The sequence below is a fragment of the Kribbella sp. NPDC048928 genome (genome assembly GCF_043197975.1).
In the GTDB taxonomy this organism is placed as follows: Bacteria; Actinomycetota; Actinomycetes; order Propionibacteriales; family Kribbellaceae; genus Kribbella.
The window spans coordinates 1,347,038-1,372,782 of sequence record NZ_JBICUC010000001.1 but is presented as its reverse complement, the minus strand read 5'-3'; the positions used below and the strand labels follow the sequence as shown (position 1 = coordinate 1,372,782).

Genomic DNA, 25,745 nt, shown 5'->3' with positions numbered 1-25,745 from the left:
GGGAAACACACATGAGACGACGCGTGAGGTATGTCGCCGGCCTGGTGGGTCTGAGCAGTCTCGTCGCAGCATCCCTGGCCGTCACCCAGGGGCAGGCTGCGCAGGGGGAGGGCCCGCCGAGGGGACCGCTCCAGGTGCAGACCGCGAGTGACGGGCTGCTCGGCAAGCTCGATCCGAAGCTCGAGGCCCGGGTCAAGAAGGGCGAGACGGCGCAGGTCGCGGTCTTCGCCACCGTGCAGGGCGACCCGTCGAAGGCCGAGCAGGTCCTCGGCAACGCGCACGTCGCGAAGTCCGGGAGCACCGGGCTGGTGATGGGCTCGATCCCGGTGCAGGCGCTGCCGAAGCTGGCCGCCGCACCCGGGGTGGTCGCGGTGCAGCCGGTCGAGCTGGGCCGTACCGGGCAGCCGCTGTCCGATCCCGACCCCGATCTGCACAAGGCGCCGACCGCGGCCGAGCAGCAGGCCGCGCTGGCGAAGGTCAAGGCCGACGACGTGCCGTACGCCGAGGCGCCCCCGCTGCGCCCGTCGAACTTCGACAAGCTCCGCAAGCAGAACCTCCTGGACGCGAAGACGCACAACTTCACCGGCGCCTGGAAGGCCGGCTTCACCGGGCAGGGCGTGACCGTCGGCGTCCTCGACGGCGGTACCGACTTCGGGCACCCGGACCTGCTGAACACCTGGCAGACGTGGACCGGTCAGACCGGCGTGAAGGCCGGCTGGAACGGCTGGCCGAAGGCCTTCGACCCGTACGGCACGCTGCAGTGGCTGTCCGCGCCGGGCCAGGTCGACCAAGGCCTCTCCTGGCACACCAAGACCACGTCCGCGACCTGCACGACCTCCAACGGCACCTGCAGCGTCGACTTCGCGACCCGGACCGGCCCGTCCCGGAACTTCAACGCCCCGGACGGCACCAAGCAGCACACGTACAGCTTCCCGGCGAAGTGGAGCAAGTCCGGCAAGGTCATGCTCGGCAGTCACCCGGACGACCACCTGCTGCAGTTGTACGGGGAGCGCCCCGGATTCCTGGTCACCGACCCGCACACGGCCGGCGTCTACGACACGGTGTACGTCGACCTGGACAACGACTACTCGTTCGCCGACGAGAAGCCGGTGACGAAGTCCTCGCCCGCCGCGTACCGCGACATGAACGGCGACGGCTACACCGACCTGTCCGGCGGCCTGCTGTACTACATCTCCGACGGCAAGACCCCGATCCCCGGCGGCCTGGACGCGTTCGGCGTGAACGACACGTCGTACGGTTCCGGCGCGCTGCTCGCGTGGACCGGCGACTTCGACCCGGCGATCGAGGGCCACGGCACGCTGACCGCGTCGAACATCGTCGGCCAGGCGGTGATCAACGGGAAGGCGCCGACGTTCAAGGACCTGCCCGGCGGCAAGTACGCCGGTGCCGTCCTAGGTGGCGCGCCGCACGCCAAGCTCGCGCCGTTCGGCGACATCTACATGGGCTTCGACTTCTCCACCCAGTTCGGGTACTTCCTGTCCACCCGCGGTGGCGTGGACGTCACCTCGAACTCGTACGGTGAGTCGACCACCGACAACGACGGCTGGGATGCCGCCAGCCAGGAAGCCGACGTGATCCACGACGGCTTCAAGACCACGGCCCTGTTCTCCACCGGTAACGGCGCGCCAGGATTCGGTACGGCGACCGCGGCCGCCCCGTCGACCGCGATCGAGGTCGGCGCCTCCACGCAGTTCGGCGGCACCGGGTGGGACTCGCTGCTGCGGACCAGCCAGATCACCGACAACGACGTGATGGTCTGGTCGAACCGCGGCTTCGGCGCGAACGCCACGAACGGCGTCGATGTCGTTGCCGACGGCGCCTATGCGCCCGGTGACTCGACGCTGAACACCATCCTCGACGGCCGGAACGCCTGGGTCTCGTGGGGCGGCACGAGCCGGTCCACGCCGGTTGCCGCCGGCGCCACCGCGCTCGTCTACCAGGCGTACGAGAAGGCGCACCACGGCTCCGTACCGGCGGGCTTCTACTCGACCGCGCAGGACATCCTGAAGTCGTCCGCGAAGGACCTCGGGTACGACGCCAACGTCCAGGGCTCCGGGTCCGTCGACGCCGGCAAGGCGGTCGCGAGCGCGCTCGGCCGGCGGGCCAGCGTGTCACCGACCGAATGGCGCGTCGGCGACTACCGCGGGACCGAGTACCCGGTGTTCGCGAACGTCATCTCGCCCGGCGGCACCGACACCCAGAAGTTCGATGTCAAGGGCAACGGTGCCTGGCAGGTCAGTGACCGGCAGCTCGTCCGCACCGACTCGGACACGATCTCCTTCAGCAGCAAGGATCTGAGCCAGGAGAGTACGGGCAACTTCAACGCGCCCGACTATCTGATCGACCTGACCAGACAGGTGAAACAGCACCGCAACGCGGACCTGATGGTGGTCAAGCTCGAGTACCCGCGGGCGCAGTTCGACGGGGACGACAATCTGACCGAGGACCAGGCGTGGCGGCTGCTCACGTACAACTGGACCGATGTCAACCACGACGGCCGGCTGTGGACCGACAAGAACCACAACGGCGTCGTCAACCACACCGACAAGACGACCAGCTCGAACATCGACGGCTTCCTCGACCTGGACTTCGCCAAGTCCGAGATGGAGCAGGGCGAGTACAGCCGGTTCATGTACCACCGGGCCGGTTCGAACGCGCTGCAGTCGTACGTCGCCGACCCCGCGCAGCGGATGGCCAGTGGACTGTTCCTCGGCCTGCAGCACTCGGCGAAGAACGCGAAGATCCCGGTCACCGACTTCAAGGTCTCGATCGACTGGTACCAGAACTCCGACTGGAAGTGGGTGAGCACCCCGAGGATCGCGAAGGGCTCGTTCACCGCGTCGATCAAGGTGCCGGCCGACGCGCCGTACGGGATGTACTCCGGTGCCGTCGTGCTGCGTCGCGGATCGGACGAGATGGTGGTGCCGGTGTCCGTGGCGGTCGCGGCGAAGGCGGCCCAGGACGCGAGCGGGAAGATCACCGGCGCGATCACGTTCGGCGGTGACGACGTCGCGCGGTCGCAGCGCAACCTGACCTACAACAACGGGTCGGTGTTCGGCGCGAACGACTGGACGTGGCGGGCCGAGTCCGGCGACTGGCGGTTCTTCTACCTGGACGTACCGAAGACACCGGCGGAGGGCACCAAGTTCCTGGCCAACACCAGTTGGGAGGACTCGGGTCCGGCCACCGACCTCGACACGCTGATCATGGGCAGATCGGTGAACCACTTCCAGATCGAGCCGGACTCCGTGTACGGCGCGCCGTACACGCTCGACACGGTCGGGAAGAGCCCGAACACCAACGTCCGGGCGGGAGCCTGGCGGTTCAACACCGCGACCGGCGGACCGGCCGACGTGGTCACGGCGCCGGCGCAGGAGGGTCTGCAGGCGGTCGCGCTGCATCAGGTCAGCTGGCAGGGCGACAAGTTCAACACGCCGTTCAAGGTCCAGCTCGGCAGTGCGTCGGTCTCGCCGTCCGCGGTCAGCGAGACGGCGACCGGTGACACCGGTGGGTTCGACGTGACGTTCGAGTCGAGCGTGCCGCTGGACGGGCTGAAGGCGGACGCCTTCGGTCTCAGCCAGCCCAGTACGACGACCGAGACGGCGCATCAGGACAACCCGGACGACCCGTCGACGGCGAGCGTGAAGAAGAACATCACGCTGTCGCACGCGTCCCGGTTGAGCGTCAGTACGGCGCTGGACAGCAACGACCTGGACCTGTTCGTGGTCCGGGACGCCAACAACGACGGTGTCTTCTCGCCGTCGGAGGTGGTGGCCTCGTCCACCACGTCGACCGCGAACGAGTCGGTCGACCTGGTCAACCCGCCGGACGGCAACTACCAGATCTGGGTCCACGGGTTCTCGGTCACCGGTACGCCGGCGTTCGCGCTGAACGTGAACGCGATCCAGGGCACCGACCTGACGGTGAGCGGTCTGCCCACCGGCCCGGTCCCGGCCGGTACGCCGGTCACGCTGCACGTCGGCTACAACAAGGCGATGACACCCGGTCAGAGCTACAACGGCGAGCTGCTGCTCGGCCCGTCCTCGGCTCCGGCCGCGCTGTCCGTCCCGATCAAAATCACCAGGTAAATACCGCAACTTCGGCGGCGGAGGCGGCATCGTTGCAGGTGTGAAGAGCCTGCGACGAGCCTCCTCCGTGGCCGCCCTCCTAGTGGGGGCGTTCGTGACCGTCCCACCCGCCCCGGCGGCCGCGGCTGCCGACTGCTCGATGACCCTGCAGTCGGTGACGAGCGGCGGCGACGCGACCCAGACGACCATCACCGCCGGGCCTCCGACCGCGAAGACGGTCGCCGACCGCCACCTGTTCTCGCCGGGCTCGGCGAAGGTCGCCGCCACCTGGCGCTGGGACGCCGGACCGACCGACTCCTGGGTCGTCCTCGGCTCGGCGCTGTACTCCGCGTCGTACGGCGACGACGAGATGACCGGCGAGCCGTACCTGTTCCTGAACCGGGTCGGCGGCGGCTGGGACCGGTTCACGATGTTCGAGCAGGCTGCCTACGGATCGCCCGCGACCCGGATCGCGCGCTACGGGCTCCGCGACGACGGCGTCCTGTTCCGCTGGACGAGCTGGAAGAACGTCCGCCAGTACCCCGGTTTCGCGGCCGTGAAGACGATGACGCTGATCAGCGAGACCCCGACGTACGACACGTTCCTCGCGAACACTCGCGGTGGCGCGCTCTACACGATCCACATCCCGGCGGACACCCGGCTGCAGCCGACCGTGAAGCAGGTCCGCCGGACGACCTGGCAGACGTTCGAGACCCTCGTCGCCGAGCGCTGCGGTGCGCAGAGCACGTTGCTCACGGCAATCGACAAGGACACCGGCGCGGCTTACCTGTACGCCGTCGGGCACGGTGCGACCGTCATCCAGGGACTCGGCAAGGTGCCGGGGACCTACAAGGACCCGGTGATCTCCCGCTGGGTCCGCGACAACGCGCCCGCCCGCAATGGTGAATGACCGACAAACTCCGAGAGGAACCTTCTTGATGAAACTCAAGCGCGCATCCGCGGTCGCGGCCTCGGCCGTGCTGCTCGGCGGGCTGGCAACCACGGCCCCCGCGAACGCGGCTCCCACTGGGGCCACTGCGGCGTGCACGATGACAGCGGCGGGGATCACCAGCGGCGGCGACATCGCAGCGACGACGGTGACGGCCACGGCCCCGCCGACCGCGAAGCGCACCGCCGGACCGCACCTGTTCACGCCGGGGATCGCGAAGGCGGCCTCGACCTGGACCACGGCCCTCGATGTCCCGGCCGGCTCGAGCACGAGCGGTCTGGTCGTCCTGAACGACACCCTGTACTCGTCGTTCTACTCCGACGTGTCCGGCACTCCGACGTCCACGCTGACGAAGATCGGCTCCGGCTGGAGGTCCTTCACCGTGGTCGAGCAGTCCTTCTGGCAGAAGGCACCCGGCTCGACGGTGACGGCGCAGGCCCGGTACGGCCTCGACGGCGCCCCGGGCTTCCTGCACCGCTGGGTGCCGGACTCCAAGGGCGTCTGGCACGGTGAGATCGCGACCGGCTTCTCGGCGGTGAAGACGATGGCGCTGATCAGCGAGACCCAGACCTACGACACCTTCCTGGCGAACGCCCGTGGCGGTGCCCTGTACACGATCCGGATCCCGCGGACCTCGCCGCTGAAGCCGATCGTGACCAAGATCCGTACCTCGACCTGGCAGACCTTCGAGTCGCTGATCGCGGAGAAGTGCGGCACCCAGAGCACGCTGCTGACCGCGATCGACAAGGAGACCGGCTCGGCGTACCTCTACGCCGTTGGCCACGCCAACGGTGCGTCGACCGTGATCCGGGGCCTGGGCAAGGTGCCCGGCACCTTCAAGGACCCGGTCTACTCGCTGAACACGCCCGAGGGTCAGTCGCCCCTGTACGGCGACTGAACACAGCACAAGGCCCCCGTGACCTCAGCGGTCACGGGGGCCTTGCTGTGCAATCAGAAATCGCCGCCGAAGTCTCCGCCGCCGAAGTCCCCGAAGTCGCCGAACCCACCGCCGTCGCCGCCACCGAAGTCTCCGCCGCCGTCCCCGCCGCCGAAGTCCCCACCGCCGTCGCCACCGCCGTCGCCGCCGTCGCCGCCGCCGTCGGCCATCCCGTCCGCGTAGCCGGCGCCGTAGTCGCCGTACCCGCCGCCGGCGAACATGCCGCCGAGCGCCGTACCGATGAACAGACCGGTCATCGCGCCGCCGAGCCCACCGAACAGACCCTGCGCGTACGGCGAGTACGCCGGGCCGGCCTCCCAGTACGGGACGCGCTGCGGGCCGACCATCACCTTGCGGACGTCCGGCTCGGCACCGGCCCGGACCCGCTCGGCGTCGGCCGCACAGGCGGGCACCTCACGCGCCGCGCCGCCGGGCGGCGTCCACATGACGTCGACCACCGACGGGCCGTGCTGCGGGTTGAAGAAGCAGGCCGGCCGCCGCTGCGGCAGCGGCTGGTCGTTGACCCGGGCCTTCACACAGGCGGCTGCGTAGCGGCCGTCCTCGAGGATCTCGATCACGTGCTTGATCTGGTCGGCCTGGGTGACCTGACCGACCGCCTGCTTGGCGGACTCGTAGGAGTCCAGCGCACGCTGGTAGTCCTGCCGCGCGCCGTCGCCGAGGTCCTTGCCGACCATCTCCAGGTCGAGATCCTGCAGCTCTTCGCCGAACCGGGTGATGTCCTCGTCGGCGGTGCGCTTGACCGCCTCGATCTCGGCCGCGGTGATCTCGTGCTGCTTCTTGGTCTGCAGCTGCGTCCGGCGGTACGACCGGTACGCCAGCACCGCGATCACCACGACGGCGATGATCAGGATGAATTCCATGTCGGGCCTCTCTCAGGGGTCCTTTGGGGAGAGCCTATCCAATCTCTCAAACCGCGATCCGCCACGCACGGTGACGCAATCCCGGGAAAGCGGTCACCGACGACGCATAATCGTCAGGAGCGCCCCGCCCAGCGCCTGTCCGACTCCCGCCGGAAGGCCGCCTATGGGCAAGCCCGCGCGACTGCTCGCACTCGTGCTGACCGCGACCGCACTCGTCCCACCACAGCTTCCACCACCGCAACATCGTGGCTCGAACGACCCGTCCTATCAGGAGATACCGCTCGACGGGCCGTCTGTCCAGGCCGAGACCGCCCCGTACGGCATGGTCGGCATCACCTGGCCGGAGGGTGTCGCCGGAGTGACCGCCAAGGTCCGCGTCGAACGGGACGGGAAATGGACCGACTGGCAGGCCTTGCGGATCGAGGACGACCACGGCCCAGATCCATTGGTGAATGAAGGAAATCAGCGCGCCGGGACCGAACCCCTTTGGGTCGGGAACGCCACCGGAATCCAGGCGAATGCCGTCACTTCCTCAGGCGCGACGGTCGCCGGGGCAAAGGTGGTGCTCATCCAGCCAGGTGCGTTGAGCTCGGATGCGAGCGTCGGTGCGGAGTCCAGCGCGGCGCCGTACTCGATGCCGTTGATGGTCAGCCGGAAGCGCTGGGGTGCGGACGAGCGACTGCGTGCGTACAACGGAGCCTCGTGCACGCGGCCGAAGTACACGACGACGGTGCTGGTCGCGTTCGTGCATCACACCGCCGATCGCAACGACTACACGCGGACGCAGGTGCCGGCGATGGTGCGGGCGATGTACGCGTACCACGTGAAGAGCCGCGGGTGGTGCGACCTCGGGTACAACTTCCTGGTCGACCGGTTCGGCCGGATCTTCGAGGGCCGGTTCGGTGGCGCGCAGTTGCCGGTGCTCGGCGCGCACACGGGCTCGTACAACTCGAACTCGTTCGGCGTCGCCGTGATCGGGAACTTCGACAAGGCCGCGCCGCCGGCGGCGATGCTGGAGTCGACGGCCCGGGTGCTGGCCTGGAAGCTGGACGCCAACTATCGGTCGCCGTCGGCAACCATCGTGCTAGCCGGAACACGTCTGCAGACGATTTCCGGGCACCGAGACACGAAGGCCACGATCTGCCCGGGCGCTCAGCTCTACGCCAAGCTGGGCTGGCTGCGGCAGCGTACGAACGCCTTGATGGGCGGGAGTTTCGCGACCCCGATCTATCAGTACGCGCGGAAACTCGGTTTCCGAAGCATCGGGCAGCCGTTCTGGGGCGAGCACCCGACCCGGACCGGGCGGGCGACGTACTTCGCGACCCGGGACGTGTTCTATTCCGTTGCCACCGGCCCGCATTCCACCGCCGGCGCGTTCCGCAGCAGGTACCGGCGGCTCGGCGCGGGCAGCGCGCGGCTCGGGCTGCCGATCACCGAGGCGTACCAGGTGCACGGCGGCGTCCGGCAGAAGTTCCAGCGGGGCTGGCTGGTCTGGGACCGCCGCGACCGCCAGGTCCACCTCGTCTACGGGAGAGCATCATGAGAAAACGGGTGATGGCGGCGGTTGTGCTGTCGTCGACGGTCGTCGGCGCGATCACGACCGAGGCGGCGCAGGCGCACGAGGTGACGCCGGTGGCTGCGGCGGCGCCGGACACGACGATCAACGGCCGCGGCTTCGGGCACGGCCGCGGACTGTCGCAGTACGGCGCCCAGGGGGCCGCGCTGGCGGGCAAGTCGGTGAAGCAGATCCTGGACTTCTACTACCCGGGGACGACGGCGGGCAAGGCGACCGGCAGCATCCGGGTACGGGTCAGCGCGGACACCACCGACGGCGTCCGCGTCGGCGCGGTCAGCGGGCTCGCGGTCCGCTCGATCGCAACTGCCAAGGTGTACGCATTGCCCCGCGGCGCGACCATCAACCAGTGGTCGATCGACCCGAACGGCGAGCACGGCACCAAGTTGTCCTGGTTCAACGCGAAGACCCGGAAATGGACGCTCTACAAGACTTTCACGGGGATGGCGCAGTTCGAGGGCGCGCCGGTGATCGGGCTCGTGCTGCCGAGCGGTGCTGTCCGCCGGTACCGCGGTGCACTGCGGGCGATCGACGTGTCCGGCACGCATCTGGACACGGTGAACGTGGTGTCGCTCGAGTACTACCTGCGCGGCGTCGTACCGCGGGAGGCTGTGTCGAGTTGGCGGCCGGCCGCGCTGCAGGCGCAGGCCGTTGCCGCGCGCACCTATTCGGTCTTCCACCGCAGTCGCGCGACGCGGAAGGCGTACGACCTGTGCGACACCACGTCCTGCCAGGTGTACGGCGGGTACGACTTCGAGAAAACCTCGACGAACAACGCGATCGCGGCCACCGCGGGGCAGGTCCGGCTCTACAACGGCAAGCCGATCATCGCGGAGTTCTCCTCGTCGAACGGCGGAGCGACCGCGGCCAGTGACTCGCCGTACCAGGTGACCAAGGTGGACGGTTGGGACGCCTACCCGAAGAACGGCAACCCGAACGTCACCTGGAAGGTGACCCGGACCGCCGCCGAGATGCAGGCGGTGTTCGCCGTCGGCTCGATCCGGTACGTCCGGGTGCTGAAGCGGACCGGTGTCGGACCGGGCGGCGGCCGGGCGCTCACGATCGAGGCGTCCGGGTCCCGCGGGAAGCGGGTGCTGACCGCGGACCAGGTCCGGATCCGGCTGCACCTGCGGTCGTCGTGGATCAGCTTCGCGGCCCGCTGACCTGATATGCCAACTACACCCGTCGAAGCCCTCGGCCGCTGAACCATTGACGGGCCCTCCTTGCGCCGGTTAAAACGTGACATCGCTGTCAACCACCGCCCAGGAGGAGCAGGTCGATGGGTACGAAACTTGGTATATCAAGTCGTCTGGCCGCAGGAGCGCTCGCGGTCGCGGTCCTCGGATCGCTGAACATGACCACAGCCAGTGCGAACGAGGCGGCCGGGACCGATCCCACCGCCGCCGCGCGAGCCCGTGCGTCGTACGGCGCAATCAACACCTACTTCGACGCCGGCAAGGGTGGCCTGCTGCTGGAGGAGTACCCGAATACTCAGTCCAACGCGTACTCGTACGTCTGGCCGTACTCGCAGGCCGCGATCGCCGCCGAGGACCTGGCCGGCGTACCGGGCGCGGGCCACGCCGGCTCGGTCGAGGCCGACCGTAGGATCGCGGCGTACGAGTTCTACTGGAACTCCGGCACCACGCCGACCGGCTACGACTCGTACGTCCGCCCACCGAACGGGCAGGGCGGCGACAAGTTCTACGACGACAACGAGTGGATCGGGCTGAACCTGATCCAGCGGTACAAGCGGACCGGCGACCGCGCCGCGCTCGCCCGGGCCAAGGACATCTTCGCGCTCGTCATCCACGGTTGGGACACCGATCCGACGCACCCGTGCGCCGGCGGCGTCTACTGGACGCAGGCCCCGTGGAGCCAGGACCGCAACACGATCTCGAACGGCCCGGCCGCGGAGCTCGGCGCGCACCTGTACCTGCTGACGCACGACAAGTCGTACCTGACCTGGTCGCAGAAGATGTACCAGTGGGCGCAGACCTGCATGCTCGCGCCGAACGGCCTGTACTGGGACCACATCGACCTGGCCGGCAACGTCGAGAAGACGCAGTGGAGCTACAACCAGGGCGTGATGCTCGGGGCCGGAGTGTTGTTGTTCAAGGCAACCGGTAACCCGCGCTACCTGCACGACGCGAAGTCCGTCGCGAAGGCGTCGCTGGCGTTCTACAACACCCCGGAGATGCTCGCGAAACAAGGCGCCGCGTTCAACTCGATCTGGTTCAAGAACCTGCTGATCCTGGACTCGGTGAGCCCGGACCCGCGGTACCGCAAGGCCATGCAGGCCTACGCCGACTACAACTGGAACACCACGCGAGACCCCGCGACGAACCTGTACAAGTTCCGCGAGGGCTCGGTGGAGCTCCTGCAGCAGTCCGGCATGACCCAGGTCCACGCCCTGCTGGCCTGGCCCCGCTCACGTTACGGCCTGCTTGCCTAGGCGGCAGCTGTAGCGCTCTTGATCTCGACCGGAGTGATCGGCGCCCCGTCCTGCGGGCCGTTCTCGGGCGTGACGCCGGCCTCCGCGACCTTGTCGATGAGCTTCACGCTCGGCTCGTCGATGGTCCCGAACGCCGTGTACTGCGCGGTCAGTCCGGACGCGTCGCCGTACACGATGAAGAACTGGCTGCCGTTGGTGTTCGCGCCGGAGTTCGCCATCGCGAGCATGCCGCGACCGTACTTGAGGGTCGGGTAGACCTCGTCGGCGAAGCTGTACCCCGGTCCGCCGGAGCCGGTTCCGCTCGGGTCGCCGCACTGGAGCACCTGTAGGCCCTCGCCGACAGTCAGCCGGTGGCACTTGGTGTTGTCGAAGTACTTCTGACCGACCAGGCTGAGGAAGTTCTTCACCGTGCAGGGCGCGAGTGCGCTGTCGAGGGTCAGCTGCAGGTCGCCGATCGACGTGTCCATGCTGACCTTCGACGTACCGGACGCCTTGGTCTTGCCGTCGGCCGGCGGGTTGACCTTCTTGGCAGCCGGCTCGGTGCCCTTCTTGTACGTGCAGTTCACCTCGGCCGCGAGTGGCGTCGCGCGCTTCGGCGCCGGCGCCATCGCGGTCGGGATGGTCGAGGGCTTGTTCCCCGGCGCCGCCTCGGACGGCGTACTGGCCGCCGGGGTGTCGTCACCACCACCTCCGAAGACCACGAACGCCCCGACGACGACCACAAGCACCGTCAGCACCGCGGCGACGGTGACCGCCACGTTCCGCCGCTGCCGCCGGCGCTCCAGGTCCCGCTCGGCCTGCCGCTTCGCCTTCCGCGCCGCCAGCTGCTGCTGGTGGGTCTTCTTGGACATGCAGTAACCCTCCTCGCCGAGATGCCTGCAGGGAACCTACAGCGAAAACCTGAGAACTGTCTGTCAATCTGCGGGTCAGGTGGGGGAGCCGGCGCCCCAGACGAAGCAGAATTCGTTGCCTTCGGGGTCTCGCATGACCTGCCAGAGGCCGCCGTCGTAGATGTCGTCGGCGCGGGTGGCGCCGAGGTGGAGGGCGTTGGCGATGGCCCGGTCCTTGGCGTCGGGCGGGACGTACAGGTCCAGGTGGAGGCGGTTCTTCGGGACGCTCTTGCCCTCCGGGACCTGGGCGAAGTCCAGCCGGACCGCCGCGCCGTGCAACTCGGTGACGCCGTGCTGGTCGGGACGCAGCTCGCCACCGAGCAGCGCCTGCCAGAACTGCCCGAGCCCGTCCGGATCCTCACAGTCGAACGCGACCGCATCGATCACCGGCACCGGGTCCACAGGGTCAGTCCTTGATCTCGCAGATGGGGGCGCCGGCCGAGACCGTCGCACCTACCTCGGCGGTGAGGCCGGTGATCGTGCCGGACTTGTGGGCGTTCAGGGGCTGCTCCATCTTCATCGCTTCGAGGACCACGATCAGGTCGCCCTCGGTGACCGTCGCGCCTTCCTCGACGGCGATCTTCACGATCGTGCCCTGCATCGGCGAGGTGAGTGAGTCTCCTGACGCCGCCGCGCTCTTGGTGCCGCCCGCGCGCCGGGCCGGCTTCTTCTTGGCCCCTGCTGCCGGGGCGATGCCCCCAACTCCGGCGGGCAGGACGACCTCGATCCGCTTACCGCCGACCTCGACCGTCAGCTTCTCGCGCTCGGCGTCCTCCGGTACGTCGGCAGTCGGCCCGTCGTACGGCGTGAGCTGGTTGTCGTACTCGGTCTCGATCCACCGCGTGTGCACCTTGAACCCGTCGGTCCCGACGAACGCCGGATCCGACACGACCGCCGCGTGGAACGGGATCACCGTCGGCATCCCCTCGACGACGAACTCGCGCAGCGCGCGCCGCGACCGCTCGAGCGCCTGCGTCCGGTCCCGACCGGTGACGATCAGCTTCGCAACCAGCGAGTCGAAGGCGCCAGGCACCGTCTCGCCCTGGTCGTACCCGCCGTCCAGCCGTACACCAGGCCCTGACGGTGCATGCCAACGCAGCAAGGTCCCCGGTGCCGGCAGGAATCCACGGCCACCGTCCTCGGCGTTGATCCGGAACTCGATCGAGTGCCCCGAGACCTCCGGGTCGTCGTACCCCAGGGCCTCGCCGTTGGCGATCCGGAACATCTCCCGTACGAGGTCCAGACCGGTGACCTCCTCGGACACCGGGTGCTCGACCTGCAGCCGGGTGTTCACCTCGAGGAACGAGATCAGCCCGTCCTGCCCGACCAGGAACTCGCACGTCCCGGCGCCGACGTACCCGGCCTCGCGGAGGATCTTCTTCGACGAGTCGTACAACAGCGAGAGCTGCTCGGCGGACAGGAACGGGGCCGGCGCTTCCTCGACGAGCTTCTGGTAGCGGCGCTGCAGCGAGCAGTCCCGCGTCGACACCACGACAACGTTGCCGTGGGCATCGGCCAGGCACTGGGTCTCGACGTGCCGCGGCTGGTCCAGGTACCGCTCGACGAAACACTCGCCGCGCCCGAACGCGCTGACCGCCTCGCGGGTCGCGGACTCGAACAGCTCCGGGATCTCCTCGAGCGTCCGCGCGACCTTCATGCCGCGACCGCCACCGCCGTACGCCGCCTTGATCGCGATCGGCAGACCGTACTCCTCGGCGAACGCGACCACCTCGTCCGAACCGGCCACCGGATCCGGAGTGCCAGGTACCTGCGGTGCGCCGACCTTCTCCGCGATGTGCCGCGCCTTGACCTTGTCGCCGAGCGAGTCGATCGCCGACGGCGGCGGGCCGATCCAGATCAGCCCCGCGTCGATCACCGCCTGCGCGAACTCGGCGTTCTCGGCCAGGAAGCCGTAGCCGGGGTGGACGGCGTCCGCGCCGGAGCGGGCCGCGACGTCCAGGATCTTGGCGATGTTCAGGTAGGAGTCGGCCGGCGTCGACCCGTCCAGCGCGTACGCCTCGTCCGCGAGCCGCACGAACAGCGCGTCCCGGTCCTGGTCGGCGTACAGCGCGACGCTGCCCAGGCCCGCGTCGGCGGCGGCCCGGACGACCCGGACGGCGATCTCGCCCCGGTTGGCGACGAGCACCTTGGTGATCTGCTTGCTGTCGGACACAGCTGCTCCCTTCGGCTGGCCCGAGTCTAGGGTCAAGCAGCCTCCCAGGAGGACAGGGCGTTCCTCACACTGGGCTCATACTGTGGCGGGTCGGCGCTCGAAGAATGTCTCCAGTACGACGACTGTCTGCGTACTGGTCACTCCGTCCACCTGATGGAGGGCGCGCAGCGTCGACTGAAGGTCCTCGGTGGTCGCCGTCCGGACCTTCACCAGCACTGAAGCGGGCCCGGCGATGATGTGCGCCTCCTCCACTGCGGGAATCGCCCGCAACGCCTCGAGGGTCGCCTCGTCGCCCATCCAGGCACCGGACTCGAGCAGGACGAACGAAAGCACGCCGAGCCCGACTGCCGCCGGATCGACCTCGACCGTCGTCCGGCGGATGACCCCGCCCGCCTTGAGTTTGCGGACCCGTTCGTGAGCGGACCCGGCCGACAGCCCGACTGCCTGCCCGAGCGCGGCGTACGACTGCCCCGCGTCCTCCTGTAAGGCGGCAAGCAGGCCGCGATCCACATCATCTATGGTCATCTGCGTCACAAACCAAACCTCGTTCTGTTACTGGAGTTATTCACAAGATAGCATTCACCGCATGACTGTGACGATCAACCCCGCGCCGCCCCGGCTCCGCGCCGAGCTGGTGGTGCTCGACGACCGCTTCACCAAGGTCGCCGGCGACGAGTACCTGGAGTGTCTGTACGACGGCGGCCGCTGGCTCGAGGGTCCGGCGTACTCGCCCGCGTGGCGCTGCCTGGTCTTCAGTGACATCCCGAACGACCGGATGCTGCGCTGGGACGAGCTGTCCGGCCAGGTCAGCGAGTTCCGCCGGCCGTCCGGGTACGTGAACGGCAACACGATCGACCGCGCCGGCCGGCTGATCAGCTGCTCGCAGGGCGATCGCCGGGTCGTACGGACGGAGCACGACGGCAGCCTCACGGTGCTCGCCTCGCACTGGGACGGCCGGCGGCTGAACAGCCCGAACGACGTCGTCGAACACAGTGACGGATCGATCTGGTTCACCGACCCGCCGTACGGCATCACCTCGAGCTACGAGGGTCACGCGGCCGAGCAGGAGCTCGACGGTTGCTACGTCTACCGGATCGCGCCGGACGGCACGCTGACCGTCGTCGCGGACGACTTCATCCGTCCGAACGGTCTCGCGTTCTCCCTCGACGAGTCGCAGCTGTACGTCGTCGACACGCCCGCGAAGCACATCCGCGTGTTCGACGTCGACGGGGACAAGCTGACCGGCGGCGACGTGTTCGCGCCCTGTACGGCCGGGATGTTCGACGGCCTCCGGCTGGACAGCGCCGGCCGGATCTGGGCGGCCACGCACGAGGGCGTGCACTGCTTCGACCCGGACGGCACTCTGCTGGGCAAACTCCTGCTCCCCGACATCGTCAGCAACCTCACCTTCGGCGGCCCGAAGGGCAACCGCCTCTTCATCACCGCAACCACCACGGTGTGGTCATGGCTGACGACCGCCTGCGGACACCCGGGAGCGAACCGCGCCGCGAACGCATAGGCTCGTCGGGAAGCGATTGCAGCCGAGTTTGCGAGGAGTCGTGATGACGGGAATTCTCCAGCCGTTGGCGGGGACCGCACCGGCCGTCTGGGAGAAGCTGGACGACCGGTTCGAACCCATCCGGGGGGACCGCCACCTCGAGCGGCTGTGGACCGGAGGGCGCTGGCTCGAGGGTCCGGTGTACTCCGCCGCCGGGCGGTACCTGCTCTGGAGTGACATCCCGAACGACCGCATCCTGCGCTGGGACGAGACGTCGTACCAGGTCTCCGTCTTCCGGCAACCGGCCGGCAACACCAACGGCCACACCCGCGACACCCAGGGGCGGCTGGTCAGCTGTGAGCACGGCAACCGGCGCGTGACGCGGACCGAGCACCACGGCGGCATCACGGTGCTCGCCCACGAATACGACGGCAAGCGGCTGAACAGCCCGAACGACGTGGTCGTCAAGCGGGACGGGTCGGTGTGGTTCACGGACCCGGCGTACGGGATCGACTCCGACTACGAGGGCTACAAGGGCGAGATCGAGACCGGCGGCTGCCATGTGTACCGGATCGCGCCGGACGGCGGGCTGAGCCGGGTCGCCGACGACTTCGACCGGCCGAACGGGCTGGCGTTCTCGCTCGACGAGTCGTTGCTCTACATCACCGATTCCGAAGAGGCGACGATCCGCGTCTTCAGCGTCGACGGCGACAAGCTGACCGGCGGCGAGCTGTTCGCCGAGTGCGGCAACGGGATCTTCGACGGCATCCGCCTCGACACCCAGGGCCGCGTCTGGGCGTCCGCGGCGGACGGCGTGCACATCTACCACCCGGACGGCACGCTGCTCGGCAAGCTCCTGGTCCCCGAGACCGTCAGCAACCTCACCTGGGGCGGCCCGAAACGCAACCGCCTGTTCCTCACCGCGACCACCTCCATCTACTCCCTCTTCACCACCGCCAACGGCGCCCCGGAGGCCTACGGTCCTCGTGTCTGAGTTCGGGGCAGTGTTGCGAGCGTTTCGACGTACTGCTGGCCTGTCGCAGGAGCAACTGGCGGAAGCGTCGGGCGTCAGCGTAGAGGCGATCAAGACCCTAGAAGCCGGCCGGCGCAGACATCCGCGGCCGCTCACCCTCGATCTGCTGGGCGACGGCCTGGGATTGACGAACGAACAGCGCGCCGAACTCGTTGCTGCAGGCACCAGAGTCCGAGCGATGCGGCAGATACCCGAGCAGCTGCCGGACGACCTGCAGGATTTCTCGGGCCGCGACGAACAAGTCGCGGACATAGAGAAGTTGTTCACCTCCGGTGATGTACGGCAGGGCGTCGTGGTGGTCGCGGCGATCGCCGGCATGGGTGGCATCGGCAAGACCGCGCTTGGTGTCCATGTCGCGCACCGGGTTGCGGACCGGTTTTCGGACGGCCAGCTGTACCTGAATCTCCGGGGCTTCGGTCCCGGCCCGCCGATGAAAGCCGCGGATGCACTCGGCCGGCTGATGAGCAGTCTCGGAGTTCAGGTGGGCGACAGCTCATCGAGCGTCGACGAGCTCGCGGCCAGATACCGCTCGGCGCTTGCCGGCCGCCGAGTGCTGGTCTTCCTCGATAACGCCGCGAGCGAGTCGCAGGTCCGACCCCTGCTGCCCGGCACATCGACTTGCGCCGTCATCGTCACAAGTCGCCGCTCGCTGTCGGGCCTGCCGGGTGCGACGCATCTCGCGTTGGACGCCCTGCTTGAGCAAGAAGCGCTGCAGTTGCTGGATCAGGTCGTCTCCGGTAGGCGCATCAGGTCCGATCCCCTCAATGCGAAGGCCATCGTGAGACTGTGCGGAGGCCTACCCCTAGCCTTGCGAATTGCTGGCGCCCGTCTTGCCGCGCAGCCGGACTCGACCGCCGCGGAGTTCGCCGAACGTCTGCGCACCAGTCGCCGCAAGCTCGATGAGTTGGCGCTCGGCGACGTGGACGTACGAACAAGCATAGAGGTGTCTTTGTCCGGGGCTACTGAGCAGGCCGCGAGGGCCGTTGCTGCATTCCGGCTGCTCGGCCTCTTCGAGGGCGAGGAGCTGGACCTTCGAGTAGCCGCCCGGCTGCTCGACCTCCCGGCCACCGAGACCGAGGAACGCCTGGAACGTCTCGTTGACCTGCACCTGTTAGAGACGCCGGCTCCACGGCGTTACCACATGCACGACCTGGTTCGGAGCTTCGTCCGAGAGACGACGTACGAACTCACCACCGACGAGGAGCGCGTGGCTGCGCGGGTACGCGTTCTGCGGTTCTACCTCGGCATGGCTTGGCGATTCCGCTCGACGAGGTTCCTCGGCCCGATGACGACCGACTGGAAGGAGGTGGACTGGACCGAGGACGGCGAGAATCTCTCCTACGCGCAGTACCTGCAATGGTTCGATGAACAGATCGACGAGATCATCTCCGCGGCAGCTCGCGCCGCACGAGGGACCCTGGATGAGCAAGTTTTGGTGGCTCGGATCACCATCGGGCTGAATCCGTACTTCACGAATCGGCGCCGGACCTATGACGGTGTGGTGTTGAGCAACGTCGCGATAGCCGCGGAGGAATCGGTCGGCGATCCCATTGCAAAGGTCATGCTGCCATTCGACCTCTCGGTGCAGTACATGCTGGCGGGGTCTTATGCCGAGGCCATCGTGCAGATCACGGCAGCGCTGGCCGCACCCAGGATCGCGGACTACCCGGAAATGCAGATGATGGCGCAGGCATACCTGGCTGACTTCCTGGAACGCGCTGGGCGCTATGAGGCGGCCGTCGGACCGGCCTTGCGCGCAACTGCAGCCGCGCAGGAGTTCGGTGACGCAGACTTTGAAGGCTTCTGTCGGCTGGTTGCGGGGAGAATAGCGGGGAGGCAATCACGCTTCGCGGACCAGACCCGCGAGTTCGAGCGCGCCGCCGACCTTGCCCGGTCGAGCGCGGACGACACCGACCTAATGATGGCTATGACCATGATCGGTGCGTCGTACCGGGAGGCGGGACGTCTTGACGAGGCCGTGGTCTGCCTTGAGCAAGGGCGCATGCACGGAGCCGGTGCTGGTAACGACTTCAACGCCGCCGAGATCGAGGAAGAGTTGGGCCGAACACGGCTCGCCCTCGGCAAGGTGGGGATGGCCGAGCAGCACCTACTCGTTGCGCTTGAGATCGTGCGCGGGAACTGGCAGCCAGAAGCACGGGTGCGGCGGTTTCTCGGGGACGTGCTCCTGGCCGCTGGGCGAGAGGGCGAGGCGCGAATAGAGTGGCAGCAGGCGTTCGACTTGCTGGTGCGGCACGGCGCTCCGCAGGTGACGGAATTGCGCGCACTGCTCGACGGGCTGGACGGATAACTGGTCGTCGAGCTCGACAAATCGGTCGCCCGGCCGCCAGGGATGGGAGATGATGGCCTGCTGACCTGATCCAGGGAGGATTGGTAGGCATGATTCCGGAACATCTGCAGGCGATGGCAGACAGCGTGGTCGCCGAGGCGGCGAAGGACCCGCGGGTGCTGGCGGTGGTGGCGGGCGGATCGGTTGCCACCGGCACCAGTGACGAGTACTCGGATCTCGATCTGGTGCTGCTGTGTACGGACGAAGGGCAGCCGGAGTGCTTGGCCGAGGCGAAGGAATTCGCCGCCCGAGTCGGCCCGTTGCTGTCGAGTTTCACCGGTGAGCATGTGGGTGAGCCGCGGCTGCTGATCGCGTTGTACGGGCCGCCGCTCGTCCACGTGGACCTGAAGTTCGTGACGTCGGACGGTCTGCGTTCGCGGGTCGAGGACGGTGTCGTGTTGTGGCAGCGCGACGACACGGTCGATCGGGTACGTACGGACTCCGAGGCCGCTTGGCCGCAGCCGGATCCGCAGTGGATCGAGGACCGGTTCTGGGTCTGGGTGCACTACGCCGCGGTGAAGATCGCGCGCGGTGAGCTGTTCGAGGCGATCGAGACTCTCGGCGCGCTTCGGGGCGTCTCGATCGCACCGCTGGCTACGCTCGGCCGGACCCAGCGACCCGCGGGCGTACGGCGCCTCGAAACGCTGGCGCCGGAGCTCGTACCCCAATTGCGGGAGACAGTCGCCACGGCGGAGGCCGACGACTGCCTGCGTGCGCTGCGGGCAGCCGTCGACGTCTACCGCAAGGTGCGCGACGACAGCGGCGTCCAGGTGGTGCGGCGTACTGCCGCGGAGGACGCCGCCGTCGCCTTCATCAGCGCTTCTTGAGCAGTATCAGAGCTTCTTGACCTGGTCGATCAAGGTGAAGACGGCCAGGAACCCGAACGCGAGGAACGAGAACCAGAGCACCGCCGAGCGCCAGGTCGTGATCCGGATGGCTTGCGGGAGAGCCCGCGAGTTCATCCACCAGAGCAGGCCGGAGTACACGAACATCATGGTGCCGGCGGTGCACGCGGAGATCACCAGCAGGACGAGCGGCTGGGTCAGGCCGGCCAGTAGCACGATGATGCCGAAGGCAACGAGTCCCCAGACCAGCCAGAAGTACAGCTTGGACTCGGAGATCTTCGACGTCCGCAGGTACCGGGCCTTGATCATGTCGGAGGCGAGCCGGGACGTGTAGTCGACGATCCCGGCCGCCGCGGCGAACAGCGCGAACGCGCCGATCGCCCAGAACAGGTACCCGAACCAGCCACCGACGATCGACTGCAGGGTCGTGCCCTCGATCTTCAGGAAGCTGATGCTGTTCTTCACGTCGCCGTTGCCGAACAGGGTGGCGTGCGCGAGCATCGAGGTGAAGATGATCGTCACCACGGTGATCGCCACGAACGTCGCGGCCTGCTCGATGTTCGCGAACTTCCACCAGCGCCGCCAGCGGGCCAGGTTCTTATCGTCCGGCGGGAACGTGTATCCGTTGGCGGTCGGGTCGGCCTCGGTCTCGCCGGTCACCGGTGACGTCAGCCGCGGCACGTGGACGCCCATGCCGAAGCCCTTGTCCCGGATCCAGTTGCTCTGTACGAGGTTCTGGCCGCCGCCCGCGCCGGCGTACGCGATCGCGCCCATCACCAGCGCGAACCCGAGTTGCGAGGCCGGGAAGTCCGGCTTCGTGACCGCGTCCCCGAGCGCGCCGTACGTCTTGCCGCGGATCGCGAGCACGAGCGCCAGGATGACGAGCACCGCGACGGCGGCGATCTTCACCGCGATCAGTCGTTCGAGCATCACGTAGACGACCGGCGCGAGGGTCAGGATCGCGCCGATCAGCACCAGCATGCCGATCGCGATCCAGCGCGCGTCGCCGCCGCCGAACAGGTACGTCAGCATGCTCGCGGAGCTCGTCGCCCAGCCGGGCCAGAGGTTCGCGAAGTACGTCATGATCGCGAAGAACAGGCCCCAGTGCTTTCCGTACCGGTTGAAGCCCGTCAACGCTGTCTCACCAGTGGCCAGCGTGTATCGCTCGATCTCCATGTTCAGGAACCACTGGACCACCACGCCGATGACGGCGCCCCAGAGGAACACCAGGCCGACCTGGCTGGAGATGTACGGCCAGAGGATGAATTCGCCCGAGGCCAGCCCCACCCCGGCGCCGACCATGCCGGGGCCGATGATCTTCCAGGTGTTCGCGGGTGGCTCGGGAAGGTCGCGAACCTGCGGTGCGGGCAGGTTCTTGGTCGGTAGTGCGAATCGTCCGTGGTCGGTGGATGCGGTGTTTGCCATCGGGCTCCTCACTCCCTCGACCCCCTGATCCGGAGGGTAGCGAATACTGTCGACAATGGCGACCCGACACAGGCCGGATGGCAGACTGACGGCCATGGGTGGGGTGACAGTTCTGACCGCGTCGTACGCCGGGGCCGCGAGCGCACCGGCGTACGCGAGGCTGGCCGGGCTGGTCGCGGAGCTGCCGGGGGAGCAGCTGGTGCGCCGGGATGCCGGGTGGCCGGTCCTCGTGTACCTATCGGTGGCGGACGCGATCGCCGCCGCTCAAGCGCTCCGTCTGTCGGCAGCGTTGGCGCCGGCCGGGGAGTTGCTCCGGATCGCGGTACACAGTGCGCCGGCGGCGACTCCTGCCGTACGGCATGCCGAGCAACTGCTCGCGATCGCGAACCCTGGGCAGACGTTGCTCACCGCAACCACTGCCGTTGGCCTGCCCGACCTTTCCGACCTGGGAGTGCATCGGCTGCGGGATCTTGGTTCTCCTGAACGGATCTTCGAGCTGACATCGACCGGGGATCCGTTGCAATCGCTCGACCTGGTGCCGAACAACCTTCCCGTGATGCTGACCAGCTTCGTCGGCCGGGCGACTCAGGTTTCTGCTCTTCGTACGCAGTTGTCCGGCAGCCGTCTCGTCACGCTGACCGGTCCCGGTGGCAGCGGCAAGACGCGTCTTGCTGCGCAAACCGCCGCGGACCTGGCCGAGCGTTGGCCCGACGGCGTTTGGTGGGTGGACCTCTCTGCTCTCACCGACGGTTCGCAGCTCCCCGAGGCGGTTGCGGCCGCGATCGGTCTGCTCGTCGAGCCCGGGGACCGCCTGCTGATCGGGCAGTTGCGGACCAAGCGTGCGCTGATCTGCCTCGACAACTGCGAACAGATCATCGAAGGTGTCGCCGAATTTGTGGGCGCCCTGCAGACGGGGTGCCCGGAGATCAGCGTCCTCGCCACCAGTCGCGAATCCCTCAACATCCCCGGCGAATCCACCTGGCAGGTCCCCGCGTTGTCTCCGGACGAGGCGCGAAACCTCTTCCTGGAACGTTCCACCGTGGATCAGCCCGGGGCCCCGGACGTGGGCGAGGCGATCCGTTCGATCTGCGTACGGCTCGACGGGATCCCCCTTGCTCTCGAGTTGGCGGCGGCGTGGACCCGTACATTGACGCCTCTGCAGATCGAGGCGGGGCTGAGTGATCGGTTCGGGCTGCTCACGAAGAACGTCCGCGGTGTGGCGGCGCGGCAGCGTACGTTGGCCGCCTCGATCGACTGGAGCTACGACCTGCTCGACGAGGACGAGCGGCGGGTGTTCCGGCGGCTCGCTGTTTTCTCCGGTGGGTTCACGCTCTCCGCGGTGCAGGCAGTCGCGGAGGAGCCTGCCGTACTGGCCATCCTATCGCGGCTTGTCGACAAATCGCTTGTGGTCGCGGAGGGCGGTCGGTACCGGCTGCTGGAGACGATCCGGGAGTACGCCGGAACTCGTCTCGCGGAGGACGACGGCGCGCAGGACCGGCATCTCGATCATTACCTCCAGGTCGCGGAGGCCGCGGAACCCTTGCTGGACAAGGATCGTGACGCCTGGCGGGCGCTCATCGAGCCGGACCGTGAGAACTACCGGGCCGCACTCGAACACGGTCTGGCAGCCGCCGATCCCGAACGCGGCCGGCGCCTCGCCGCCGCCCTCCGCTGGCTCTGGAACCTGCAGGCGACCGGCTCCGAGGGCATCGGTTACCTGCGTCGGGCGATCGATCGTGCCCCCGACGACCGGACGTTGCTGCAGGCCCGTTTGCTGCACGCGTACGCGACGGTCGCCGACACCGTCGATCCCTTCGGGTACGACGCCGCCGGCCGCGGACTCGACCTCGCCACCGAACTCGGCGACGATCGATTGCGGTCACTGTTCCTCGCGCTCGTTGCGGTCGGGGAGTTCTTCACCGACTTCGAGAAGGCGTGGGACCTGACGGCGGAGGGCGTGCGGCTCGCCGACGGGATCGGTCACGAGGCGGCCCGGAACGCCAACGTCGCTTTGCAGTGCGTACTGCTGTCGCTGTGGGACCGGCACGACGAGCTCCGTCCGCTGCTCGATCGCGCCGCCGACGGCCTGATCACCAGCGGCGAGCGGGGCATCGCGTCGACCGTACTGACTGTCTGGTCCGAGAGCCTCGTCTCCACCGGCGAGCCCCTGAAGGCCGTCGAGCTCGCCGAACGCGCCCTCGCCGCGGCCGAGCCGCTCGCCGACTTCCACCGCGTCGGTACGGCGCGTGGGCAGCTGGCCGCGGTTCTGGTCCGCACCGGCCGTCCCGACGAGGCTCGCGAGTTGATGCGGCCACTGCTCGAGCTGGCCCACACAGCGGGCTCCGTGGTGTCGAATCTCGGGCAGGTGATGGGGCTGATCTCCTTGTGGACCGGGGAGTACGGCGCCGCCGTCGAATGGCTGGCTCGTGACACCGCGCCCGACAGCCCGCTCGCCGGAACGTTTGCGCCGGCGATGCTGCTGCCGACCGTCGCGGCGGCCAAGCGCGCGCTGGGGGAGGACGCCGATGAGTTGCTCGAGCGTGCGGCCGAGCTGGCGCGGCGCTACAACCTGCCCCGGATCCTTGCCGACGCCCTCGACCAGCTCGGCCGTGACCGGATCGTCGACAATCCGGACAAGGCTGCCGAGCTGCTGCACGAGGCGTTGACCATCCGCGTCGATCACGGCCTGCGGACGTACGTCATCGACAGCCTGGAATCCCTTGCCCTATTGGCGAATCACACCAATCGCTCCGCGGACGCCCTCCGGCTCGCGACGTCCGCGGCCGCGGCCCGCACCGAGCTGGGTCTGGCCGTCCATGCCGATCGTCCAGAATTGCCCGTCGCCGGCGAGGCCCTTCCGTTGGACGAGGCCGTGGCGTACGCCCGCCGTACCAGAGGTGCCCGCGGCCGACCGTCATCCGGCTGGGCCAGCCTCACACCGACCGAGCAACAGGTCGTCGCGCTAGCCGTCGAGGGGCTCAGCAACCCTTCGATCGCCGAACGCCTCTTCATGAGCCGGGGCACCGTCAAGACCCACCTCGCCCACGTATACGCCAAACTCGGCGTCGCAAACCGCACCGAACTAGCCTCCCTCAAACGCCCCTGACCCCGTGCGGGAGCGCGCGAACGTCCTTGAAAAGCAAGGAACCCCAGGCCGACAGCAGATAGATCAGGGCAGCTACCAGCGTCACTCGTTGCGCCCCGAACATGTTGGCCAGCGGCCCGGCCGCGAGCAATCCGATCGGGATCGCGATGAACGAGAAGAGATCGTCGAGTGAGGAGATCCTGGACAGGACGTCGCGATCGATGTGCTCCTGCAGGGAGGTGTCCCAGCTGACGCCGGAGATCGAGAATCCGATGCCGGCCGCGAAGGCTGCGGCCAGGAGCCAGACAGGGTGCAGTCCTAGCGCGAGGGCGAGGAGTGGGAGTGCTCCGAGCGCGCTCAGCAGTTGGCCGGTGCGGAGCAGGTGCCGTACGACGAGGCGGTACATCAAGGCGCTCATGACGAGGAGGCCGACGCCGCGGGTACTCAGGACGAGGCCCCAAGTCGCCTCGCCCGCGAGGTCCTTCGTGAGTGGTGGGCCGAGGACCTGCCAGACGCCGGTGTTGGCGAGGTTCATCAGAGCGGAGGAGAGGGTGACGGCCCAGACCCATCGGATGGCCCGGAACTCGCGCCAGCCACGTCTGATGTCGGCAAGCATGGCTCTAGCGGCGCTCGTAGTGCTAGCAGTGCTCGCGGCTCTAGCGATGCTCGTGGGCAGGGTGGGCCGGTTGCTGCGCGGCGCCTCTGGTTTGCGTGTGGTGGGTCGCAGTTGGCCGAGGATGAGCGCCGCGAGGAGGTAGCTGACGGCGTCGATCGCGATCGTGGGGCCGCTGCCTGCTGTTGCCACGAGTACGCCGGCGAGGGCAGGGCCGATGAGCTTGGTTGCGTTGCGTACCGAGCTGAGCAAGGCGTTTGCCATGCGCAATTGGTCCGGCTCGACCAGTTCGGGTACGAGACCTCGCAGCGCTGGGGAGGTCAACGCGTCCAGTACGCCGTTCGCCGCGCTCAACACGCTGATCAGTAGGAGGTCATAGTTGTGCGTGATCAGTACCGCGGCGACCGCGCCCTGCGTCAATGCTCCACCGGCGTTGGCGGCGATCAGTACTGTGCGCCTGGGGAATCGGTCGGCTATCGCGCCACCGACCAAGATGAAACACAACATCGGGACCATGCGCGCCGCAAGTACAACACCAAGCTCCGTCGGATCTCCCGACGCATCCAGCACCGCAAACGTCAACGCGATCGGCGCCATCGAACTACCCAGCAGCGAAACCAGCTGCCCACCAGCAAAATACCGAAACGCCAACCCCCGAAGCGGAGAAATCACCGCCCAAGAATCCCCCCTCCCACCCCCCACAAGCGACCCCTTTTGCCACCCCACCTCCTGCGACTCGACCTCCTGCGACCCGACCTCCTCCGACCCCCACCCTCTTGCCGCACGCCGCCCTGCCACGCCATGTCGCGCCCGCCCGCTGACCTGTCGCACCCATCGATGTGCCGACCTGCCGCACTCGCCCGTCTGCCGACCTACCGATGTGCCGACCTACCGATGTGCCGACCTACCGATGTGCCGACCTACCGATGTGCCGACCTACCTAGGCGCAGAGCTGG

The 25,745-nt window shown here is 68.2% G+C and carries 18 protein-coding genes; 11 read left to right on the top strand and 7 right to left on the bottom strand.

Annotated elements, in window-relative coordinates; translation table 11 throughout:
- Positions 1 to 11: 11 nt before the first annotated feature.
- From ACGFI6_RS06555 to ACGFI6_RS06545, 3 genes are read left to right on the top strand one after another with little or no spacing between them, the layout of a single operon-like run.
- A complete protein-coding gene (locus tag ACGFI6_RS06555) occupies positions 12 to 4,109 on the top strand; it encodes a S8 family serine peptidase (protein ID WP_393115672.1) in 4,098 nt (1,365 codons plus the stop codon).
- A gap of 40 nt (positions 4,110 to 4,149) precedes the next feature.
- The gene (locus ACGFI6_RS06550) at positions 4,150 to 4,998 is read left to right on the top strand and encodes a hypothetical protein (protein WP_393115671.1); all 849 of its coding nucleotides are present in this window, start codon (positions 4,150 to 4,152) and stop codon (positions 4,996 to 4,998) included.
- 28 nt (positions 4,999 to 5,026) lie between these two features.
- Positions 5,027 to 5,935, top strand: a complete 909-nt coding sequence (locus tag ACGFI6_RS06545; RefSeq protein WP_393115670.1) for a hypothetical protein — start codon at positions 5,027 to 5,029, stop codon at positions 5,933 to 5,935.
- A 53-nt stretch (positions 5,936 to 5,988) separates the two neighbouring features.
- On the opposite strand, the gene ACGFI6_RS06540 is transcribed toward ACGFI6_RS06545, so the two are convergent.
- The gene (locus ACGFI6_RS06540; protein WP_393115669.1) at positions 5,989 to 6,855 is read right to left on the bottom strand and encodes a hypothetical protein; all 867 of its coding nucleotides are present in this window, start codon (positions 6,853 to 6,855) and stop codon (positions 5,989 to 5,991) included.
- A gap of 163 nt (positions 6,856 to 7,018) precedes the next feature.
- On the opposite strand from ACGFI6_RS06540, the gene ACGFI6_RS06535 reads away from it, so the two are divergent.
- The 3 genes from ACGFI6_RS06535 (at position 7,019) to ACGFI6_RS06525 (ending at position 10,880) form a co-directional block, all read left to right on the top strand.
- A complete protein-coding gene (locus ACGFI6_RS06535; RefSeq protein ID WP_393115668.1) occupies positions 7,019 to 8,398 on the top strand; it encodes an N-acetylmuramoyl-L-alanine amidase in 1,380 nt (459 codons plus the stop codon).
- Complete coding sequence (locus ACGFI6_RS06530; protein WP_393115667.1) at positions 8,395 to 9,591, top strand: SpoIID/LytB domain-containing protein; 1,197 nt, start codon at positions 8,395 to 8,397, stop codon at positions 9,589 to 9,591. The genes ACGFI6_RS06535 and ACGFI6_RS06530 overlap by 4 nt, the downstream gene beginning before the upstream one ends.
- Before the next feature lie 116 nt (positions 9,592 to 9,707).
- Complete coding sequence (locus ACGFI6_RS06525) at positions 9,708 to 10,880, top strand: glycoside hydrolase family 76 protein (protein ID WP_393115666.1); 1,173 nt, start codon at positions 9,708 to 9,710, stop codon at positions 10,878 to 10,880.
- On the opposite strand, the gene ACGFI6_RS06520 is transcribed toward ACGFI6_RS06525, so the two are convergent.
- The 4 genes from ACGFI6_RS06520 to ACGFI6_RS06505 all read right to left on the bottom strand — a co-directional run bounded on the left by ACGFI6_RS06520 (position 10,877) and on the right by ACGFI6_RS06505 (position 14,468).
- Complete coding sequence (locus tag ACGFI6_RS06520) at positions 10,877 to 11,731, bottom strand: peptidylprolyl isomerase (protein ID WP_393115665.1); 855 nt, start codon at positions 11,729 to 11,731, stop codon at positions 10,877 to 10,879. The genes ACGFI6_RS06525 and ACGFI6_RS06520 overlap by 4 nt on opposite strands.
- A gap of 75 nt (positions 11,732 to 11,806) precedes the next feature.
- A complete protein-coding gene (locus ACGFI6_RS06515; RefSeq protein ID WP_393115664.1) occupies positions 11,807 to 12,172 on the bottom strand; it encodes a VOC family protein in 366 nt (121 codons plus the stop codon).
- A 4-nt stretch (positions 12,173 to 12,176) separates the two neighbouring features.
- Positions 12,177 to 13,943: an acetyl/propionyl/methylcrotonyl-CoA carboxylase subunit alpha gene (locus ACGFI6_RS06510; RefSeq protein ID WP_393115663.1), complete on the bottom strand. Its 1,767-nt coding sequence runs from the start codon at positions 13,941 to 13,943 to the stop codon at positions 12,177 to 12,179.
- A gap of 75 nt (positions 13,944 to 14,018) precedes the next feature.
- The gene (locus tag ACGFI6_RS06505) at positions 14,019 to 14,468 is read right to left on the bottom strand and encodes an Lrp/AsnC family transcriptional regulator (RefSeq protein ID WP_393115662.1); all 450 of its coding nucleotides are present in this window, start codon (positions 14,466 to 14,468) and stop codon (positions 14,019 to 14,021) included.
- 61 nt (positions 14,469 to 14,529) lie between these two features.
- Here ACGFI6_RS06505 and ACGFI6_RS06500 point away from each other — a divergent pair, with 61 nt between their 5' ends.
- The 4 genes from ACGFI6_RS06500 (at position 14,530) to ACGFI6_RS06485 (ending at position 19,648) form a co-directional block, all read left to right on the top strand.
- A complete protein-coding gene (locus tag ACGFI6_RS06500; RefSeq protein WP_393115661.1) occupies positions 14,530 to 15,462 on the top strand; it encodes an SMP-30/gluconolactonase/LRE family protein in 933 nt (310 codons plus the stop codon).
- 43 nt (positions 15,463 to 15,505) lie between these two features.
- Positions 15,506 to 16,435, top strand: coding sequence for an SMP-30/gluconolactonase/LRE family protein (locus tag ACGFI6_RS06495; protein WP_393115660.1), 930 nt, complete (start codon positions 15,506 to 15,508; stop codon positions 16,433 to 16,435).
- On the top strand, positions 16,428 to 18,782 hold the full coding sequence (locus tag ACGFI6_RS06490; RefSeq protein ID WP_393115658.1) for an ATP-binding protein: 2,355 nt from the start codon (positions 16,428 to 16,430) through the stop codon (positions 18,780 to 18,782). Before ACGFI6_RS06495 ends, ACGFI6_RS06490 begins: the two co-directional genes overlap by 8 nt.
- Before the next feature lie 89 nt (positions 18,783 to 18,871).
- Positions 18,872 to 19,648 (top strand): aminoglycoside 6-adenylyltransferase, encoded by a 777-nt coding sequence (locus ACGFI6_RS06485; RefSeq protein ID WP_393115657.1) that lies wholly within the window; start codon positions 18,872 to 18,874, stop codon positions 19,646 to 19,648.
- Positions 19,649 to 19,654: 6 nt separating this feature from the next.
- Here the strand turns inward: ACGFI6_RS06485 and ACGFI6_RS06480 are convergent, their stop codons facing one another.
- Positions 19,655 to 21,091: an Nramp family divalent metal transporter gene (locus tag ACGFI6_RS06480; protein WP_393115656.1), complete on the bottom strand. Its 1,437-nt coding sequence runs from the start codon at positions 21,089 to 21,091 to the stop codon at positions 19,655 to 19,657.
- Between the two features lie 94 nt (positions 21,092 to 21,185).
- Between ACGFI6_RS06480 and ACGFI6_RS06475 the strand changes: the two genes are divergently transcribed.
- A complete protein-coding gene (locus ACGFI6_RS06475; protein WP_393115655.1) occupies positions 21,186 to 24,197 on the top strand; it encodes a LuxR C-terminal-related transcriptional regulator in 3,012 nt (1,003 codons plus the stop codon).
- Here the strand turns inward: ACGFI6_RS06475 and ACGFI6_RS06470 are convergent.
- Positions 24,184 to 25,461: an MFS transporter gene (locus tag ACGFI6_RS06470; RefSeq protein ID WP_393115654.1), complete on the bottom strand. Its 1,278-nt coding sequence runs from the start codon at positions 25,459 to 25,461 to the stop codon at positions 24,184 to 24,186. The genes ACGFI6_RS06475 and ACGFI6_RS06470 overlap by 14 nt on opposite strands.
- Between the last annotated feature and the right edge of the window lie 284 nt (positions 25,462 to 25,745).

Coding starts and splice junctions, on each gene's coding strand:
- ACGFI6_RS06555 (WP_393115672.1), top strand. CDS start 12: ATGAGACGACGCGTGAGGTATGTCGCCGGCCTGGTGGGTCTGAGCAGT.
- ACGFI6_RS06545 (WP_393115670.1), top strand. CDS start 5,027: ATGAAACTCAAGCGCGCATCCGCGGTCGCGGCCTCGGCCGTGCTGCTC.
- ACGFI6_RS06540 (WP_393115669.1), bottom strand. CDS start 6,855: ATGGAATTCATCCTGATCATCGCCGTCGTGGTGATCGCGGTGCTGGCG.
- ACGFI6_RS06535 (WP_393115668.1), top strand. CDS start 7,019: ATGGGCAAGCCCGCGCGACTGCTCGCACTCGTGCTGACCGCGACCGCA.
- ACGFI6_RS06530 (WP_393115667.1), top strand. CDS start 8,395: ATGAGAAAACGGGTGATGGCGGCGGTTGTGCTGTCGTCGACGGTCGTC.
- ACGFI6_RS06525 (WP_393115666.1), top strand. CDS start 9,708: ATGGGTACGAAACTTGGTATATCAAGTCGTCTGGCCGCAGGAGCGCTC.
- ACGFI6_RS06520 (WP_393115665.1), bottom strand. CDS start 11,731: ATGTCCAAGAAGACCCACCAGCAGCAGCTGGCGGCGCGGAAGGCGAAG.
- ACGFI6_RS06505 (WP_393115662.1), bottom strand. CDS start 14,468: ATGACCATAGATGATGTGGATCGCGGCCTGCTTGCCGCCTTACAGGAG.
- ACGFI6_RS06500 (WP_393115661.1), top strand. CDS start 14,530: ATGACTGTGACGATCAACCCCGCGCCGCCCCGGCTCCGCGCCGAGCTG.
- ACGFI6_RS06495 (WP_393115660.1), top strand. CDS start 15,506: ATGACGGGAATTCTCCAGCCGTTGGCGGGGACCGCACCGGCCGTCTGG.
- ACGFI6_RS06485 (WP_393115657.1), top strand. CDS start 18,872: ATGATTCCGGAACATCTGCAGGCGATGGCAGACAGCGTGGTCGCCGAG.
- ACGFI6_RS06480 (WP_393115656.1), bottom strand. CDS start 21,091: ATGGCAAACACCGCATCCACCGACCACGGACGATTCGCACTACCGACC.
- ACGFI6_RS06475 (WP_393115655.1), top strand. CDS start 21,186: ATGGGTGGGGTGACAGTTCTGACCGCGTCGTACGCCGGGGCCGCGAGC.